Origin of the sequence: Burkholderia sp. MSMB1589WGS (genome assembly GCF_001636105.1) — a bacterium.
GTDB classification, from domain to species: Bacteria; Pseudomonadota; Gammaproteobacteria; order Burkholderiales; family Burkholderiaceae; genus Burkholderia; species Burkholderia humptydooensis.
On the sequence record NZ_LNJT01000006.1, the window covers coordinates 553,632 to 568,494 of the forward strand.

Consider the following 14,863-nt stretch of genomic DNA (forward strand, 5'->3'; position numbering starts at 1 on the left):
CGGGCGCGCGCATGGCGCGTGCGCCACTTTTTTCTTTCGCCGCGATTGCACGGCGGCCGCGCCGGCGTTACCGCCCCGCCCGCGCGGCGAGCGCGCGCAGCGCATGCGCGGCCGCCGCGAACCCGAAGCTCGCGGTCACGCACACGCTCGAGCCGAAGCCCGCGCAATTGAGCCCGGTGGGCCCCGGCGCCTGCGCGTCGGTTGCCGTGTGCAGCGCGACGTCGTCGACGTCGCACACGGCCGCCTCCGGGTAGATCAGCGGCTCGTCCGAGTAGACGGCGCTCACCTTGAATTTCGCTTTCGGCCCGCGCGGAAAGCCGTGCTGCTTGCGCAACTGCGCGCGCACCTTCGACAGCAGCGGGTCCTGGATCGTCTGCGCGAGGTCGTCGATCCGGATGCGAGTCGGATCGAGCTGGCCGCCCGCGCCGCCGACCGTCACGAGCGGCTGCCCGCGCGCGACGCACCACGCGATCAGCGCGACCTTCGTGCGCGCGCTGTCGATCGCGTCGACGATGTAATCGAAGCCGCCGCCGAGCAGCGCATCGAGATTGTCCGGCTCGACGAAATCCTCGATCTTCACGACGCGGCACGCCGGATCGATGAGCGCGATCCGCTCGGCCATCGCGTCGACCTTCGGCTTGCCGTAGTTGCCGTCGAGCGCGTGGATCTGCCGGTTCGTGTTGCTTTCGGCAACGTTGTCGAGATCGATCAGGGTCAGTTCGCCGACGGCGCTGCGCGCGAGCGCCTCGGCCGCCCACGAGCCGACGCCGCCGATGCCGACCACGGCGACGCGCGCGCGCTCGAACGCGGCGAGCGCGTCGGCGCCGTAGAGCCGCGCGACGCCGCCGAAGCGTCGCGCGCGATCCGCGTCAAGCTGTCCGGATGGCTGCGGAGTAACATCGTGAGGCGTCGCAATGGCGTCGGTACGAGACATACAAGCTGAACGAAAGGCAACGGATAGCCCGCTATTTTGCCTGATCGGCCGGCGGCAAACACACACCGAACCGCTGCAACGCAGGTTTTTTCCACCTTCGTTATACTGGCCCCGATTGAGCGCCCGCACACCGATGACGACACTTGCCGATCTCCGCACCAACTATTCCCGCGCGTCGCTCGACGCAGCGGACGTGAACCCGAATCCGTTCGTCCAGTTCGACGTCTGGTTCAAGGAAGCGCTCAGCGCGCAGTTGCCCGAGCCCAACACGATGACGCTCGCGACCGTCGACGAATCCGGCCGGCCGTCCGCGCGGGTCGTGCTCATCAAGGGCGTCGACGAGCGCGGCTTCGTGTTCTTCACGAACTACGAGAGCCGCAAGGGGCGCGAGCTCGCGCACAACCCGAACGCGGCGCTGCTCTTCTACTGGATCGAGCTCGAGCGGCAGGTCCGCATCGAGGGGCGCATCGAAAAGACGAGCGAAGCGGAAAGCGACCGGTATTTCGCGTCGCGGCCGCTCGGCTCGCGGATCGGCGCATGGGCGTCCGAGCAGAGCGCGGTGATCGAGAGCCGCGCGCTGCTCGAGGCGCGCGAGAAGGACATCAGCGCGCGCTTCGGCGAAAATCCGCCGCGCCCGCCGCACTGGGGCGGCTACCGTCTCGTGCCGAGCGCGATCGAATTCTGGCAGGGCCGCCCGTCGCGGCTCCACGACCGCCTGCTGTACGTGCGCGATCCCGCGTCGGAGAGCGGCTGGAAGATCTCGCGCCTCGCGCCGTAACGCGCCGCGCGCCCGCACCCGCCCTGCCCGCGTTTCGTTTTTGCTCGCGGGCGGCCGCCGTCCCCGCACGCCGGCCGCCCGCCCGACAACCTGGCGGTATTTCGTTTCAACGAACAAAAGGGGATTCCAAATGTTCTGGGAAAAGAAACTGGCACAGTGGGCGGACGAAGTACGGGAGAAGTCGAACATACCGGCGCGCCTCGTCCTCTGGAACGGACAGCAACTCGACTTCGGCACGTTCGCGGCGCCGCAGGTGACGCTGAAGGTCAACAGCGCGTCCGCGCTGCCGCTGCTGCTCGAGCCGAGCCTCGACAACCTCGGCGAGGCGTACGTGAAGGGCAAGATCGACATCGAAGGCAAGCTCGCCGACATCATCAACATCAGCTATTCGCTCGCGCGCAGCACGGTGACGAGCGCGAGCAAGCTCGCGCGCGTGAAGCGCTACTTCAATCACTCGAAGAGCTCCGACCGGAAAGCGATCCAGTATCACTACGACGTGTCGAACGAGTTCTACGCGCTGTGGCTCGACGAGAACATGGTCTATTCGTGCGCGTACTTCGAGAACGGCGACGAAGACCTCGGCACCGCGCAGATCAAGAAGATCGACCACATCCTCACGAAGATCGGCGTGCAGCCCGGCCAGCGCCTGCTCGACATCGGCTGCGGCTGGGGCGCGCTCGTGCTGCGCGCGGCGGGCAAGTTCGGCGCGCGCTGCGTCGGCGTCACGCTGTCGCAAAACCAGTTCGAGCTCGCGACCGAGCGCGTGAAGCGCGCGGGCCTCGAGGACCGGATCGAGATCAGGCTGCAGGACTATCGCGAGATCGACGGCCAGTTCGACCGGATCACGAGCGTCGGGATGTTCGAGCACGTCGGCCGCAAGAACCTGCCGCTCTACTTCTCGCGAATCCGCGAGCTGCTCGCCGACGACGGCATTGCGATGAACCACGGCATCACGTCGACCGACGCGGAAAGCGGCGAGACGGCGCTCGGCGGCGGCGAATTCATCGACCGCTACGTGTTCCCGGACGGCGAGCTGCCGCACATCAGCCTCGCGCTCGAGGCGGCGCAGCGCGGCGGGCTCGAGGCGGTTGACGTCGAGAGCCTGCGACGGCACTATGCGCGCACGCTCGACATCTGGACCGAGAACTTCGAGGCGAAGGCCGAGGAAGCCAGAAAGCTCGTCGACGACGAAAAATTCCGCATCTGGCGCGTGTATCTGGCCGGCTGCGCGTATGCATTCGAGCACGACGACGTGTCGATCTTCCAGATCGTGTGCCGCAAGGCCGGGCAGAGCGCGAAAACGCTGCCGTGGTCGCGGCGCTACATGTACGAACACGCGCTGCCGCGCTGACGGGCGGCGCCTTTTTGCGATGACGGATGGGTGACGGCAGCACGCGGCGCAAACCTGCGCCGCCACGAGAAGACGACGCGCGAAGCGATCAATTCGACCTGTTCGGGGCGCAGCCGCTGTCGCAGCCGCCTTCACCCGCGTCGTCGTCCGGATCGGGCGGCAAGCGCAAGCGCGCGGCGCGCGGCCGGCCGGCCGACGCGTCGCGGGATGTCGCGGCGTCGGGTGACGCGTCGCCGTCGGACGACATGGCGGGAACGCCGCCGCCCGCGGCGAAGCGCGCGCCGGGTGCGAACGGCGGCGCGAACGGCAAGAGCGGAGGCGATGCCGACGCGCCCGCCGCCCCGCCCGACTCCGCCGCGACACCCACGCTCCCCGGTTTCGACGCGCCGCCGCCCGCCGCCGCGCCCAGGAAGCGCGCGCGCCGGCGCGGCGTCGCGCCCGCCGCGATCACGGACGACATCGCCGCCGCCGCGCGCGCGCTGCCGCCGCACGTGCGGCTCGGCACGTCGTCGTGGTATTTCCCCGGCTGGAAGGACATCGTCTACGGCGACGACTACGCGCAATCGAAGCTGTCGCGCGAAGGCCTCGAAGCGTACGCCGCGCATCCGCTGCTCAAGAGCGTGAGCCTCGACCGCTCGTTCTACGCGCCGCTCACCGTCGCCGATTATCTGCGCTACGCGCAGCAGGTGCCGGACGACTTCCGCTTCGTCGTCAAGGCGCCGGCGCTCGTCACCGATGCGGTGCTGCGCGGCGCGCGCGGCGAGCCGACCGGCCCGAACCCGGCGTTCCTGAACGCGCGGCTCGCCGCCGACGAATTCGTGCGCCCGTGCCTCGAAGGGCTCGGCAACAAGGCGGGCGCGCTCGTCTTCCAGTTCCCGCCGATGCCCGATACGCTGCTCGCCGATCCGGCCGCGCTCGTCGATCGCCTGAGCGCGTTCCTCTGCGCGCTGCCGCCGCTGCCGCCGCCGGATGGCTCAGATGGCATAGGCGGCCCGGACGGCCCGCGCTACGCGGTCGAGATCCGCGACGCGAGCCTTCTCACGCCGCGCTTCATCCGCGCGCTCGCGGCGGCGGGGGTGCGCTACTGCGTCGGGCTGCACGCGAAGATGCCGGACCCGCTGCGTCAGGCGGCGGCGCTCGCGCTCCTCGACGGCGAGCCGTCGGGCCCGCTGATCGTCCGCTGGAGCCTGCACAGCGGCTTCAAGTACGAACAGGCGAAGGCGAAGTACGAGCCGTTCGACCGGCTCGTCGACGAGGACCCGCATACCCGCACGGCGCTCGCGGAGCTCGCGGCGCGCTACGTGCTCGCCGGCCAGCCGGTGCTCATCACGGTGAACAACAAGGCGGAAGGATCGGCGCCGCTGTCGTGCATCGCGCTCGCGAAGGAAATCGCGGCCGCGTGCGCGCGCTGGCGCGGCGAGGCGGCGTAACGCGCGGGGGGCGCACCGCGCGCCGGCGGGCGATCCGCACCCCGTCAACGCTCGCCCCGCGCGGCCATGCGACACGCGACGCATCCGGCGTCGCCCCATCGCGTCATGCGCCGGCGTCACGCGCCGCGCGACTTCAGCCGATGCGCGAACTTCTGCCGAAACTTCGCGAGCTTCGGCCCGATCACGACCGCGCAGTAGCCCTGCCCCGGATTGCGCGCGTAATAGTTCCGGTGATATTCCTCCGCGGGCCAGTAGTTGCCGTTCAGCGGCTCGACCTGCGTGACGATCGGCTCGTCGTACAGCTTGTCGCGCTCGAGCGTGCCGATCACGTCGAGCGCCGCGTCGCGCTGCGCGTCCGAGTGCGTGAAGATCACCGACCGGTATTGCGTGCCGACGTCGTTGCCCTGCCGGTTCAGTTGCGTCGGATCGTGCGTCGCGAAAAAGATTTCGAGGATCTCGCGATAGCCGATCCGGTCCGGATCGAACGTCACGTTGACGACTTCCGCGTGGCCCGTGTCGCCGCCGCACACGTCACGGTAGCCGGGATCGCGCGTATGGCCGCCCGCGTAGCCCGATTCGACGGCCGTCACGCCGTCGACGTCGAGAAACACCGCCTCCTGGCACCAGAAGCACCCGCCGCCCAGCGTCGCGACTTCGTTCGTTGCTTGACTCATATCGGTTTCCTTTCGTTCGTTACGTTCGTCCCCCGCACCACGCCCGCGCCCGTCCCGGCCGCCGCACGCGATGCGCGCCGCGTTCCGCGAAAAATGTGGCGCCTGCCAGTCGCCGGGTGCGGCGGCCCGTCGCAGCCGTGCACGATTGCCGCTAAAATCGTCGCTAACCAGACGAATTTTCCGATGACCGTCCTGCTCACTTCCCGCCATTTCACCCGCGGCGCCGCCGCCCGTTCCGCTCGCCGCCGCGCGCGCCCGTCGCCCGAGGCCGTCACGCGATGAAACATGGACAGGCCAGCCCGCCGAATTTCGATGCCGCCGCGTTCCGCCAAGCGCTCGGCCAGTTCGCGACCGGCGTGACGGTGATCACGACGCGCGCGCCGTCCGGCCAGTTGATCGGCATCACCGCGAGCTCGTTCAACTCGGTGTCGCTCGATCCGCCGCTCGTGCTGTGGAGCCTCGCGCACAAATCGGCGTCGATGCCGGTGTTCCGCACGAACAGCCATTATGTCGTCAACGTGCTGTCCGCGTCGCAGCATGATCTGTGCATGCGCTTCGCGACGCTGAAGGGCAACCGCTTCGAAGGCGTGTCGCATGCGCAGGGCGACTCCGGCATGCCCGTGCTCGACGGCGCGCTCGCGTGGTTCGAATGCCACAACCGCAGCCGCTACGACGAGGGCGACCACGTGATCTTCGTCGGCGAGGTCGAGCGCTGCGGCGTGCACCCCGACGCCGCCGCGCTCGCGCCGCTCGTGTTCCAGAGCGGCGGCTTCCACGGCCTCACACGGCTTTGATCGCGGGGCCCGTGCGCGCGAGCGCGACGGGCGGCCCCGCTTCGTCCTTCAGCGTCTGCAGCACGATGTTCGAGCGGATGTCGAGCACGCCGGGCGTCTTGTATAGCTGATTCAGCACGAAATCGGAGTAGTGCTTCAGGTTGTGCGCGAGCACGCGCAGCAGATAGTGCGTCTCGCCCGTCACGACGAACGCGCCGACCACCTCCGGCCATTCGCGCACCGCTTGCGCGAAACGCTCGTGCCACTGCGTCTGGTCGTTGCGCATCGACACCTGCACGAACGCCTCCAGCTCGAACCCGAGCTTCTCGCGGCTCAGGCACGCGCGATAGCGTTCGATCACCCCCTGCTCTTCGAGGAGCCGCATCCGCCGCAGGCACGCGGACGGCGACAGCGAAATGCGCTCGGCCAGATCGAGGTTGCTGATCCGGCCTTCTTCCTGAAGGACCGCGAGAATACGGCAATCGGTTGCATCCAGCGTAATCGCATGCATTTTTGGTCTCCGTTTTAGAGCTATTTCGAATTATCTGCCATATTGGTGGATTGTCCATGCTTATTTCGCAAGCACCTGCTTCGCGGCTTTGCCTATCATGCGAATCATCCGAGGTTCTTCGACAACGCATGGACACGATCTGGGACATCTCCCCGTCAATCTCCGCCGCGACGCCCGTCTGGCCGGGCGACACGCCCGTCGGCATCGAGCGGGTGTGGCGCATCGAGGCGGGCTCGCCCGTCAACGTCGCGCGCATCACGCTGTCGCCGCACACGGGCGCGCACGCGGATGCGCCGCTGCACTACGACGCCGACGGCGCGCCGATCGGCGCGGTGCCGCTCGACGCATATCTCGGCCGCTGCCGCGTGATCCATTGCATCGGCGCGCGCCCCGTCGTCGCGCCCGACGACGTGCGCGCGGCGCTCGCCGGCGCGCCGCCGCGCGTGCTGCTGCGCACATACGGCCAGGCGCCGCAGCGCGCGTGGGACAGCGCGTTCTGCGCGGTCGCGCCGCAGACGATCGATCTGCTCGCCGCGCACGGCGTGCGCCTCGTCGGCATCGACACGCCGTCGCTCGACCCGCAGGAATCGAAGACGATGGACGCGCACCGGCGCATCCGCGCGCACCGGATGGCGATTCTCGAAGGCCTCGTGCTCGACGAAATCGCCGCCGGCGACTACGAGCTGATCGCGCTGCCGCTGAAGTTCGCGACGCTCGACGCGAGCCCCGTGCGCGCGGTGCTGCGCGCGCTGCCCGACGCGCCGCGCTGAAAAACGGACGCGCTGCCCCCTTCCCCAACCAGGTTCGACATCATGAAAACACGTGAAGAAGCGCTCGCGCTCGACCGCGACGACCCGCTCGCGCCGTTGCGCGACCAGTTCGCGCTGCCCGCCGGCGTGATCTATCTCGACGGCAATTCGCTCGGCGCGCAGCCGCGCGCGGCGGCCGCCCGCGCGCAACGGGTGATCGGCGCCGAATGGGGCGAAGGCCTCATCCGAAGCTGGAACGCGGCCGGCTGGTTCGCGCTGCCGCGCCGGCTCGGCGACAGGCTCGCGCCGATCATCGGCGCGGCGCAAGGCGAAGTCGCGATCACCGACACGATCTCGATCAACCTGTTCAAGCTGCTGTCCGCGATGCTGCGGCACCAGGCTCGGCACGCGCCGAAGCGCCGCGTGATCGTGTCGGAGCGCTCGAATTTCCCGACCGACCTGTACATCGCGCAGGGGCTCATCGCGCAGCTCGACCGCGATTACGAGCTGCGCCTCATCGACGACCCGGCCGACCTGCCCGACGCGCTCGACGACGAAACCGCCGTCGCGATGATCACGCACGTGAACTACCGGACGGGCTACATGCACGACATGCCATCCGTCACGCAGACGGTCCGCCAGGCGGGCGCGCTGATGCTGTGGGATCTCGCGCACTCGGCGGGCGCCGTGCCCGTCGATCTGAACGGCGCGCTCGCGGATGGCGCGGTCGGCTGCACGTACAAGTATCTGAACGGCGGCCCCGGCTCGCCCGCGTTCGTCTGGGTGCCCAGGCGCCATCAGCGCGCGTTCGAGCAGCCGCTGTCCGGCTGGTGGGGCCATCGCGCGCCGTTCGCGATGCAGCCCGCGTTCGAGCCCGACGCGGGCATCGCGCGCTTTCTGTGCGGCACGCAGCCGATCGTGTCGATGTCGATGATCGAGTGCGGGCTCGACGTGTTCGCGCAGACCGACATGCACGCGATCCGCCGCAAGTCGCTCGCGCTGACCGACGCGTTCATCGCGCTCGCCGAATCGCGCTGCGCGGGCCAGCCGCTCAAGCTCGTCACGCCGCGCGCGCATCATCAGCGCGGCTCGCAGGCGAGCTTCGAGCATCCGCACGGCTACGAAGTGATGCAGGCGCTGATCGCGCGCGGCGTGATCGGCGACTACCGCGAGCCGCACATCCTGCGCTTCGGCTTCACGCCCCTCTACACGCGCTTCGTCGACGTGTGGGACGCGGTCGAGACGCTGCGCGACATCCTCGAAACCGAAGCGTGGCGCGCGCCCGAATTCGCGACGCGCGCCGCGGTGACCTGAGCCCGCGCGAGCGCCACGCGATCCGTGCGGCAGTCGGCCGGTCGGCCGCCCGCATCCTCACATCCGTTCCATGGAGACAATCGTGAATTCAGGCCACATGCAGCCGCCCGGCAACGACAACGCCCCCCGCTGCCCGTTCGCCGGCGCGCACGCGCCCGACGCGCCGCACGTGCCCATCGCCGAGGGCGACGACGCGCCGGCCGGCTGGCATCGCGCGCAGCTCGACTTCTCGCAGTCGATGAGCTACGGCGACTACCTGTCGCTCGATCCGATCCTCGATGCGCAGCATCCGCTCTCGCCCGATCACAACGAGATGCTGTTCATCATCCAGCATCAGACGAGCGAGCTGTGGATGAAGCTCGCGCTCTACGAGCTGCGCGCGGCGCTCGCGTCGATCCGCAACGACGCGCTGCCGCCCGCGTTCAAGATGCTCGCGCGCGTGTCGCGCGTGCTCGAGCAGCTCGTGCAGGCGTGGAACGTGCTCGCGACGATGACGCCGTCCGAGTACTCGGCGATGCGACCGTATCTCGGCGCGTCGTCGGGCTTCCAGTCGTATCAGTATCGCGAGCTCGAGTTCATCCTCGGCAACAAGAACGCGCAGATGCTGCATCCGCACGCGCACCGGCCGGCGATCCACGCGCATCTCGCGGCGTCGCTGCAATCGCCGTCGCTGTACGACGAAGTGATTCGCCTGCTCGCGCGCCGCGGCTTTCCGATCGCGCCCGAGCGGCTCGACGCGGACTGGACGCAGCCGACGCGCCACGATCCGACCGTCGAGGCCGCGTGGCTCACCGTGTACCGCGAGCCGAACGCGCACTGGGAGCTGTACGAAATGGCCGAAGAGCTCGTCGACCTCGAAGACGCGTTCCGCCAATGGCGCTTCCGCCACGTGACGACGGTCGAGCGGATCATCGGCCTCAAGCAGGGCACGGGCGGCACGAGCGGCGCGCCGTATCTGCGCAAGATGCTCGACGTCGTGCTGTTCCCCGAACTCTGGCACGTGCGCACGACGCTGTAGCGCCGCACGCACGCGCGGCGACACGTCAGGGCGCGGTGCGCGCGAGCTCGTCGCCCGCCGGCAGCCGGCTGCGGCGCAGCCGCGGAATGTGCCGGCGCAGCGCGAGCAACGCGACGAGCACGGCCGTCATCGCGGCGGCGAGCATCGCCAGGTACGCGTTCGCGCCGCCCGCCGAGATCACGTAAGCGCCCGCGAACGCGCTCAGGATCGCGCCGACGCGGCCGAACGCGACAGCGCCAGCGGTGCCCGTCGCGCGCACGGGCGTCGGATAGATGAACGTGCAGAGCGCGTACATCGTCGATTGCACCGCGTTCACGAAGAAGCCGTGCGCGGCGAGGCCGGCGATCAGCCAGCCGGTGTGGCCACCGGCATCGACGCCGAGCAGCCACGCGGCGCTCGCCGCGCCGCCCGCGCAGCAGAACGCGAGCGGCCAGCGCGAGCCGAAACGCCCGATCGCGAGCGCGCAGCCGAGCGCGCCCAGGACGCCGCCGAGGTTGTATGCGGTGAGCCCGGAACCCGCGACCGACACGCTCAGGCCTTGCGACGTCAGCATCGTCGGCAGCCAACTGAACGCGCTGTAGACGGCGAGCAGGCACATGCAGAACGCGCACCACAACGCGACCGTGTCGCGCGCGTAGACCGCCGAGAACAGCGTGCGCACGCCGCGCCGCTGCCCTTCGTGCGCGCGCGCCTCGGCGAGATCGGTGAAGGCGGTGCCGTCGGCGACGGGCCGGCCCATGCGCACGAGCAGCGCGCCGAGCTCGCGCCAGCGCGCGGGATCGCGCGCGAGATAGCGCGGCGATTCGGGCAGCGCGCGCACGAGCAGCAGGCCGAGCGCGAGCGGCAGCGCGCCGCCGAGCCAGAACAGGCCGCGCCAGCCATATGCGGGCAGCACCTCGTGCGCGAACAGGCCCGCGAGCATTCCGCCCGCCGGCACGCAGACGATCGTCGCCGTCACCATCATCGTGCGGCGGCGCGCGGGCGTGTACTCGGCCGTCATCGTCGTCGCGGTAGGCAGCGCGCCGCCGATCCCGAGGCCCGCGACGAAGCGCAGCGCGGCGATGGTCGCGACGTTCGGCGCGAAGCCGATCGCGCAGGTGGCCGCGCCGAACACGAATACGCTGCCGATGATCGCCCAGCGCCGGCCGAAGCGGTCCGCGAACAGGCCCGCGCACGTGCTGCCGACGCCCATCCCGAACAAGCCCGCCGCGACGGCGGGCGCGAACGCGTCGCGCGCGATCCCCCACTCCTTGATCAGCACCGGAATCGCGAAGCCGATCAACTGGCTGTCGAAGCCGTCGAGCATGATCGCGAACGCGGCGAGCAGCACCGCGACGCGCTGCATCGCGGTGAACGGGCCGTGGTCGAGCGTCGCGCCGATGTCGACCGCAAGCGGCGCACCGCCGTGGCGGGCGCTCATGCGAGCCTCCGGCGCGCGGCGCTCGAACCGGCGATGCGGCGGCGCGCCGCGGCGAAACACGGGGTCGGGGTGTGCTTCATGTCGTCTCCTGAATGTCCTCTGGATCGGCGCGTCGCGCTGACCCGCCCCGCCCGGCCTTCTTCGAAACCGTTTGCGATGTCGCGGGCATGCCCTGCGGCGCAAGGGCTTCATCCGCCTTGCACAAGCCGCGCGCGGCGCGGGTCGGCAAGCATCCGCGCGAGCGCGCATTGATCTAGCGCAAGCTTATGAATTTACGCATGGTAAAACCAATTTCGATTAGTTGAATTGTTGGAAACCCCTACGGCGGCTGGCATGCAGCCGTCGGCCGTCGAGCCGCCGCGTCGTCACGTTGCCGCAACGCCTTCACAGCGCCCCCGAAGCCGCGCGAACGACGTCGCGTGACCTCCTGCGCGCCCGCTTCGCCGCCCTGCCGCCGTCACCCGCCCGGCGCGTCGATCAGCCTGACGAGCTGCAACAGCGTCCGCACATGCGGCACCGCCACGCCGAGCTCGCGCGCGGCCGCGAGCGCCGCGCGCGTGCGCAGCGTCTTCGTGAACACGATCACCAGTTCGGGCGGCGCGTCGACGTGCGCGGCATTCGCATCGACGAGCGTCACGTCGTGCCCGCCCTCGGCGAGCAATCCGCCGAACAGCGAGCCCATCGCGCCCGCGCCGAGCATTGCGATCTTCATCGTCGTCATTGCTCAGAACGGATAGTGGCGCGGGGCCGTCTGCACGGTGATCCAGCGCAGATCGGTGAATTCGGCGATGCCCGCCTTGCCGCCGAAGTGGCCGAAGCCGCTGTCCTTCACGCCGCCGAACGGCATCTGCGCCTCGTCGTGAACGGTCGGCCCGTTCACGTGGCAGATCCCCGATTCGATCCGCGCGGCAACGCGCATCGCGCGCGCGACGTCGCGGCTGAACACGGCCGACGACAGGCCGAACGCGTTGTCGTTCGCGCACGCGATCGCCGCCTCCTCGCCCGCGACGCGCACGATGCCCTTCACCGGCCCGAACGATTCCTCGGCGTAGATGCGCATCGCGGGCGTCACGCGGTCGACGAGCGTCGCGGGCATCAGCGTGCTGTCGGCCTTGCCGCCGCAGAGCAGCACCGCGCCTTTCGCGAGCGCGTCGTCGATGAGCGCGTTGCAGCGCTCGACCGTCTGCGCGTCGATCACCGAGCCGAGCACGACGGGCCCGTTGCGCGGGTCGCCCAACGGCAGCGACGCGGCCTTGTCGGCGAGCTTCGCGACGAACGCGTCGGCGATCCGCTCATCGACGACGATCCGCTCGGTCGACATGCAGATCTGCCCGGAATTCGCGAACGCGCCGAACGCGGCCGCCGCGACGGCCGCGTCGAGATCGGCATCGTCGAGCACGACGAACGGCGCCTTGCCGCCGAGCTCGAGCACGGCGGGCTTCAGATGCCGCGCGCAGCGTTCGGCGATGATCCGGCCGACCCGCGTCGAACCCGTGAAGTTCACGCGGCGCACGGCCGGGTGCGCGATCATCGCGTCGACGACAGCGCCGGCGTCGGCGGGCGCGTTCGTCACGAAGTTCACGACGCCGCGCGGCAGCCCCGCTTCGTGCAGCGCGTCGGCGATGAGGCCGTGCGTGGCCGGGCACAGCTCCGAGCCCTTGAACACCACCGTGTTGCCGCATGCGAGCGGCAGCGCGAGCGCACGCACGCCGAGGATCACGGGCGCGTTCCACGGCGCGATGCCGAGCACGACGCCCGCCGGCTGCCGCACGCCCATCGCGAGCGAGCCCGGCACGTCCGACGGAATCAGCTCGCCGCCAATCTGCGTCGTCAGCGCGGCCGCCTCGACGAGGCCGTTCGCGGCGAGCTCGACGTTGAACCGCGCCCAGATCGCCGATGCGCCCGTCTCGGCCGCCATCGCGGCGACGAACGCATCGCGCTTCGCCTCGAGCGCGGCGGCCGCCTTCAGCAGCAGCGCGCGGCGCGCGCTCGGGCCGAGCGCGGCCCACGGCGCAAACGCGGCGGACGCGGCGTCCACGGCCGCGCGCGCGTCGCCGGCGGTCGCGGCGGCCGCGCGCGTCGCGAGCTCGCCGTCGAGCGGATTGCGGCGCTCGAACGTCGCGCCGCCCGTGGCCGGGCGGCGCTCGCCGCCGATCAGCATCGAGATGTCCTGCATGCGTGTGTTCTCCTTCTGAATGCCTTCCAATGCTTCGTGATGCTCATGATCGCCGTTGCGCGGGCTTTTCGGGCTTATCGGTCCTCCGGGCCCTCGCGCGCATCACGCGATCTCGACGTCGACGACGACGGGCACGGGCGACGCGAACGCCCGTTCGAGCGCGTCGCGCAGGCGCGCCGCGTCGCTCACGCGCACGCCGTCGCAACCGAGCCCGCGCGCGAGCGACACGAAATCGAGATCGGGCAGCGCGGTGCCCTGCACCGGCTCGTCGTCGCGAAAGCCGAACACGGGCGCGAAATCCTGCAGCGCCGCGTAGCGCGCGTTGTTCAGGATCACGAACGTGACCGGCAGCTTCAGATGCGCGACGCTCCAGAGCGCCTGAATCGAATAGAGGCTCGAGCCGTCGCCGATCAGCGCGATCACGCGCCGCCCCGGCGAGCCGAGCGCGATGCCGACCGCGGCCGGCATCCCGTAGCCGAGGCCGCCGCTGTCCATCGTGTAGAACGCGTCGGCGCGCGAGAACGGCAGGTGCTCGTGCATCGCCGGCCGCGCGCTCGGCGCTTCCTCGACGACAACGTCGTGCGAGCCGCGCACGGCGGCGAGCGTCTGCAACGCGAACGCCACCGGCATCCGCTCGCCGGGCGCGCCCGGGCCGACTCGCTCGCGCGGCGCGCGCGGCGCGGGCATCGGCCGCTCGCGCGGCGCGGCGCGCGCGAGCAGGTCGCGCGCGGCGAGCCGCAGATTGCCGACGACCGCGTCGCCGACGGGCGTCCACGCGGCCACCGACGGATCGTCGACGAGCTGATGGAGCGTCGCGCCCGCAGGCACGTGCGGGCCGAAGCCTTCGATGTGATACGTGAAGACGGGCGCGCCGAACGCGAGGATGAAATCGTGGCCGGCGAGCTGTTCGACGATCCGCTCGCGGATCGGCGGCAGAAAGCCCGCGAAGAGCGGATGTTCCTCGGGAAAGCTGCAGCGGCCCGACATCGGCGCGGCATACACGCGCGCGCGGTGCCGCTCGGCGAGCCGCACCGCATCGTCCCACGCGCCCGCGCGCGCCACCGCCGCGCCGACCACGAACGCCGGGCGCTCGCTCGCGTCGAGCGCGTCGCCGAGCCGCGCGAGCGCCTCGGGCGCGGGCCGCACTTCGCCGCTCACCGTGCGCGCGGGCATCGGCTCGGCGGGGCGATCCCAGTCGTCGGCCGGGATCGACACGAACACGGGCCCGCGCGGCTCCTGCATCGCGACGTGATACGCGCGCGCGATCGCGGCGGGCACGTCCTCGGCGCGCGCGGGCTCGATGCTCCATTTCACGTAAGGCTTCGGCAATTCGGCCGCCTGCACCGACGCGAGAAACGGCTCGAACGGCAGGATCGAGCGCGCCTGCTGGCCGGCCGTGACGACGAGCGGCGTCTTGTTCCGATAGGCGGTGAACAGCACGCCCATCGCGTTACCGACGCCCGCCGCCGAATGCAGATTCACGACGGCCGCGTTGCCGCTCGCCTGCGCGTAGCCGTCCGCCATCCCGACCGCCACCGCCTCGTGCAGGCCGAGCACATATTCGAAATCGTCGGGGAAATTGCGGAACATAGGCAGCTCGGTCGAGCCCGGATTGCCGAACACCTTGCGGATGCCGAACCGGCGCAGCAGATCGATTACGGCGTCGCGCACCGTGTACGGTGCGCGGGCAGGCGCGTCGGCGCGAGGATCGGGGGGCGTCATGCGGGCGTGTCTC

At 70.4% G+C, this 14,863-nt stretch carries 13 protein-coding genes and 2 pseudogenes; 8 read left to right on the forward strand and 7 right to left on the reverse strand.

Going from position 1 to position 14,863, the window contains the following annotated elements:
* Window positions 1-67 precede the first annotated feature (67 nt).
* Entirely contained in the window at window positions 68-934 is an 867-nt protein-coding gene (gene tcdA, locus WT16_RS04890) for a tRNA cyclic N6-threonylcarbamoyladenosine(37) synthase TcdA (protein ID WP_059932030.1), read from the reverse strand.
* 133 nt (window positions 935-1,067) lie between these two features.
* Here tcdA and pdxH point away from each other — a divergent pair, with 133 nt between their 5' ends.
* From pdxH to WT16_RS04905, 3 genes are all read left to right on the forward strand, one after another.
* Entirely contained in the window at window positions 1,068-1,712 is a 645-nt protein-coding gene (pdxH, locus tag WT16_RS04895; RefSeq protein WP_015602122.1) for a pyridoxamine 5'-phosphate oxidase, read from the forward strand.
* A gap of 130 nt (window positions 1,713-1,842) precedes the next feature.
* A complete protein-coding gene (locus WT16_RS04900; protein ID WP_015602204.1) occupies window positions 1,843-3,063 on the forward strand; it encodes a cyclopropane-fatty-acyl-phospholipid synthase family protein in 1,221 nt (406 codons plus the stop codon).
* A gap of 26 nt (window positions 3,064-3,089) precedes the next feature.
* Window positions 3,090-4,493 carry a DUF72 domain-containing protein gene (locus WT16_RS04905; RefSeq protein WP_063532808.1) on the forward strand — a complete coding sequence of 468 codons (1,404 nt, stop codon included), beginning with the start codon at window positions 3,090-3,092 and terminating at the stop codon, window positions 4,491-4,493.
* Window positions 4,494-4,609: 116 nt separating this feature from the next.
* On the opposite strand, the gene msrA is transcribed toward WT16_RS04905, so the two are convergent.
* Window positions 4,610-5,167 carry a peptide-methionine (S)-S-oxide reductase MsrA gene (gene msrA, locus WT16_RS04910; protein WP_063532809.1) on the reverse strand — a complete coding sequence of 186 codons (558 nt, stop codon included), beginning with the start codon at window positions 5,165-5,167 and terminating at the stop codon, window positions 4,610-4,612.
* Between the two features lie 278 nt (window positions 5,168-5,445).
* On the opposite strand from msrA, the gene WT16_RS04915 reads away from it, so the two are divergent.
* Window positions 5,446-5,961, forward strand: a complete 516-nt coding sequence (locus WT16_RS04915) for a flavin reductase family protein (protein ID WP_015601807.1) — start codon at window positions 5,446-5,448, stop codon at window positions 5,959-5,961.
* Here WT16_RS04915 and WT16_RS04920 read toward each other — a convergent pair.
* Window positions 5,948-6,451 (reverse strand): Lrp/AsnC family transcriptional regulator, encoded by a 504-nt coding sequence (locus WT16_RS04920; RefSeq protein ID WP_004189016.1) that lies wholly within the window; start codon window positions 6,449-6,451, stop codon window positions 5,948-5,950. The genes WT16_RS04915 and WT16_RS04920 overlap by 14 nt on opposite strands.
* Before the next feature lie 128 nt (window positions 6,452-6,579).
* On the opposite strand from WT16_RS04920, the gene kynB reads away from it, so the two are divergent.
* The 3 genes from kynB (at window position 6,580) to kynA (ending at window position 9,532) form a co-directional block, all read left to right on the forward strand.
* Complete coding sequence (gene kynB, locus WT16_RS04925) at window positions 6,580-7,221, forward strand: arylformamidase (protein WP_015600527.1); 642 nt, start codon at window positions 6,580-6,582, stop codon at window positions 7,219-7,221.
* Window positions 7,222-7,263: 42 nt separating this feature from the next.
* On the forward strand, window positions 7,264-8,514 hold the full coding sequence (gene kynU / locus WT16_RS04930) for a kynureninase (RefSeq protein ID WP_015601096.1): 1,251 nt from the start codon (window positions 7,264-7,266) through the stop codon (window positions 8,512-8,514).
* Window positions 8,515-8,611: 97 nt separating this feature from the next.
* The gene (kynA, locus tag WT16_RS04935; RefSeq protein WP_015600141.1) at window positions 8,612-9,532 is read left to right on the forward strand and encodes a tryptophan 2,3-dioxygenase; all 921 of its coding nucleotides are present in this window, start codon (window positions 8,612-8,614) and stop codon (window positions 9,530-9,532) included.
* A gap of 25 nt (window positions 9,533-9,557) precedes the next feature.
* Here kynA and WT16_RS04940 read toward each other — a convergent pair whose 3' ends face one another.
* Window positions 9,558-11,012, reverse strand: a complete 1,455-nt coding sequence (locus WT16_RS04940; protein ID WP_063532810.1) for an MFS transporter — start codon at window positions 11,010-11,012, stop codon at window positions 9,558-9,560.
* 9 nt (window positions 11,013-11,021) lie between these two features.
* Between WT16_RS04940 and WT16_RS34765 the strand changes: the two are divergent.
* Window positions 11,022-11,209 (forward strand): annotated as a pseudogene (locus WT16_RS34765) (hypothetical protein).
* A gap of 287 nt (window positions 11,210-11,496) precedes the next feature.
* Here the strand turns inward: WT16_RS34765 and WT16_RS04950 are convergent.
* From WT16_RS04950 to mdlC, 3 genes and pseudogenes are all read right to left on the reverse strand, one after another.
* Window positions 11,497-11,664, reverse strand: a pseudogene (locus WT16_RS04950) (2-dehydropantoate 2-reductase N-terminal domain-containing protein); the annotation flags it as partial.
* Window positions 11,665-11,676: 12 nt separating this feature from the next.
* Window positions 11,677-13,128: an aldehyde dehydrogenase gene (locus WT16_RS04955; RefSeq protein ID WP_015601129.1), complete on the reverse strand. Its 1,452-nt coding sequence runs from the start codon at window positions 13,126-13,128 to the stop codon at window positions 11,677-11,679.
* Between the two features lie 102 nt (window positions 13,129-13,230).
* Complete coding sequence (gene mdlC / locus WT16_RS04960) at window positions 13,231-14,850, reverse strand: benzoylformate decarboxylase (RefSeq protein WP_063533061.1); 1,620 nt, start codon at window positions 14,848-14,850, stop codon at window positions 13,231-13,233.
* Between the last annotated feature and the right edge of the window lie 13 nt (window positions 14,851-14,863).

Coding starts and splice junctions, on each gene's coding strand:
- tcdA (WP_059932030.1), bottom strand. CDS start 934: ATGTCTCGTACCGACGCCATTGCGACGCCTCACGATGTTACTCCGCAG.
- pdxH (WP_015602122.1), top strand. CDS start 1,068: ATGACGACACTTGCCGATCTCCGCACCAACTATTCCCGCGCGTCGCTC.
- WT16_RS04900 (WP_015602204.1), top strand. CDS start 1,843: ATGTTCTGGGAAAAGAAACTGGCACAGTGGGCGGACGAAGTACGGGAG.
- WT16_RS04905 (WP_063532808.1), top strand. CDS start 3,090: ATGGGTGACGGCAGCACGCGGCGCAAACCTGCGCCGCCACGAGAAGAC.
- msrA (WP_063532809.1), bottom strand. CDS start 5,167: ATGAGTCAAGCAACGAACGAAGTCGCGACGCTGGGCGGCGGGTGCTTC.
- WT16_RS04915 (WP_015601807.1), top strand. CDS start 5,446: ATGAAACATGGACAGGCCAGCCCGCCGAATTTCGATGCCGCCGCGTTC.
- WT16_RS04920 (WP_004189016.1), bottom strand. CDS start 6,451: ATGCATGCGATTACGCTGGATGCAACCGATTGCCGTATTCTCGCGGTC.
- kynB (WP_015600527.1), top strand. CDS start 6,580: ATGGACACGATCTGGGACATCTCCCCGTCAATCTCCGCCGCGACGCCC.
- kynU (WP_015601096.1), top strand. CDS start 7,264: ATGAAAACACGTGAAGAAGCGCTCGCGCTCGACCGCGACGACCCGCTC.
- kynA (WP_015600141.1), top strand. CDS start 8,612: ATGCAGCCGCCCGGCAACGACAACGCCCCCCGCTGCCCGTTCGCCGGC.
- WT16_RS04955 (WP_015601129.1), bottom strand. CDS start 13,128: ATGCAGGACATCTCGATGCTGATCGGCGGCGAGCGCCGCCCGGCCACG.
- mdlC (WP_063533061.1), bottom strand. CDS start 14,850: ATGACGCCCCCCGATCCTCGCGCCGACGCGCCTGCCCGCGCACCGTAC.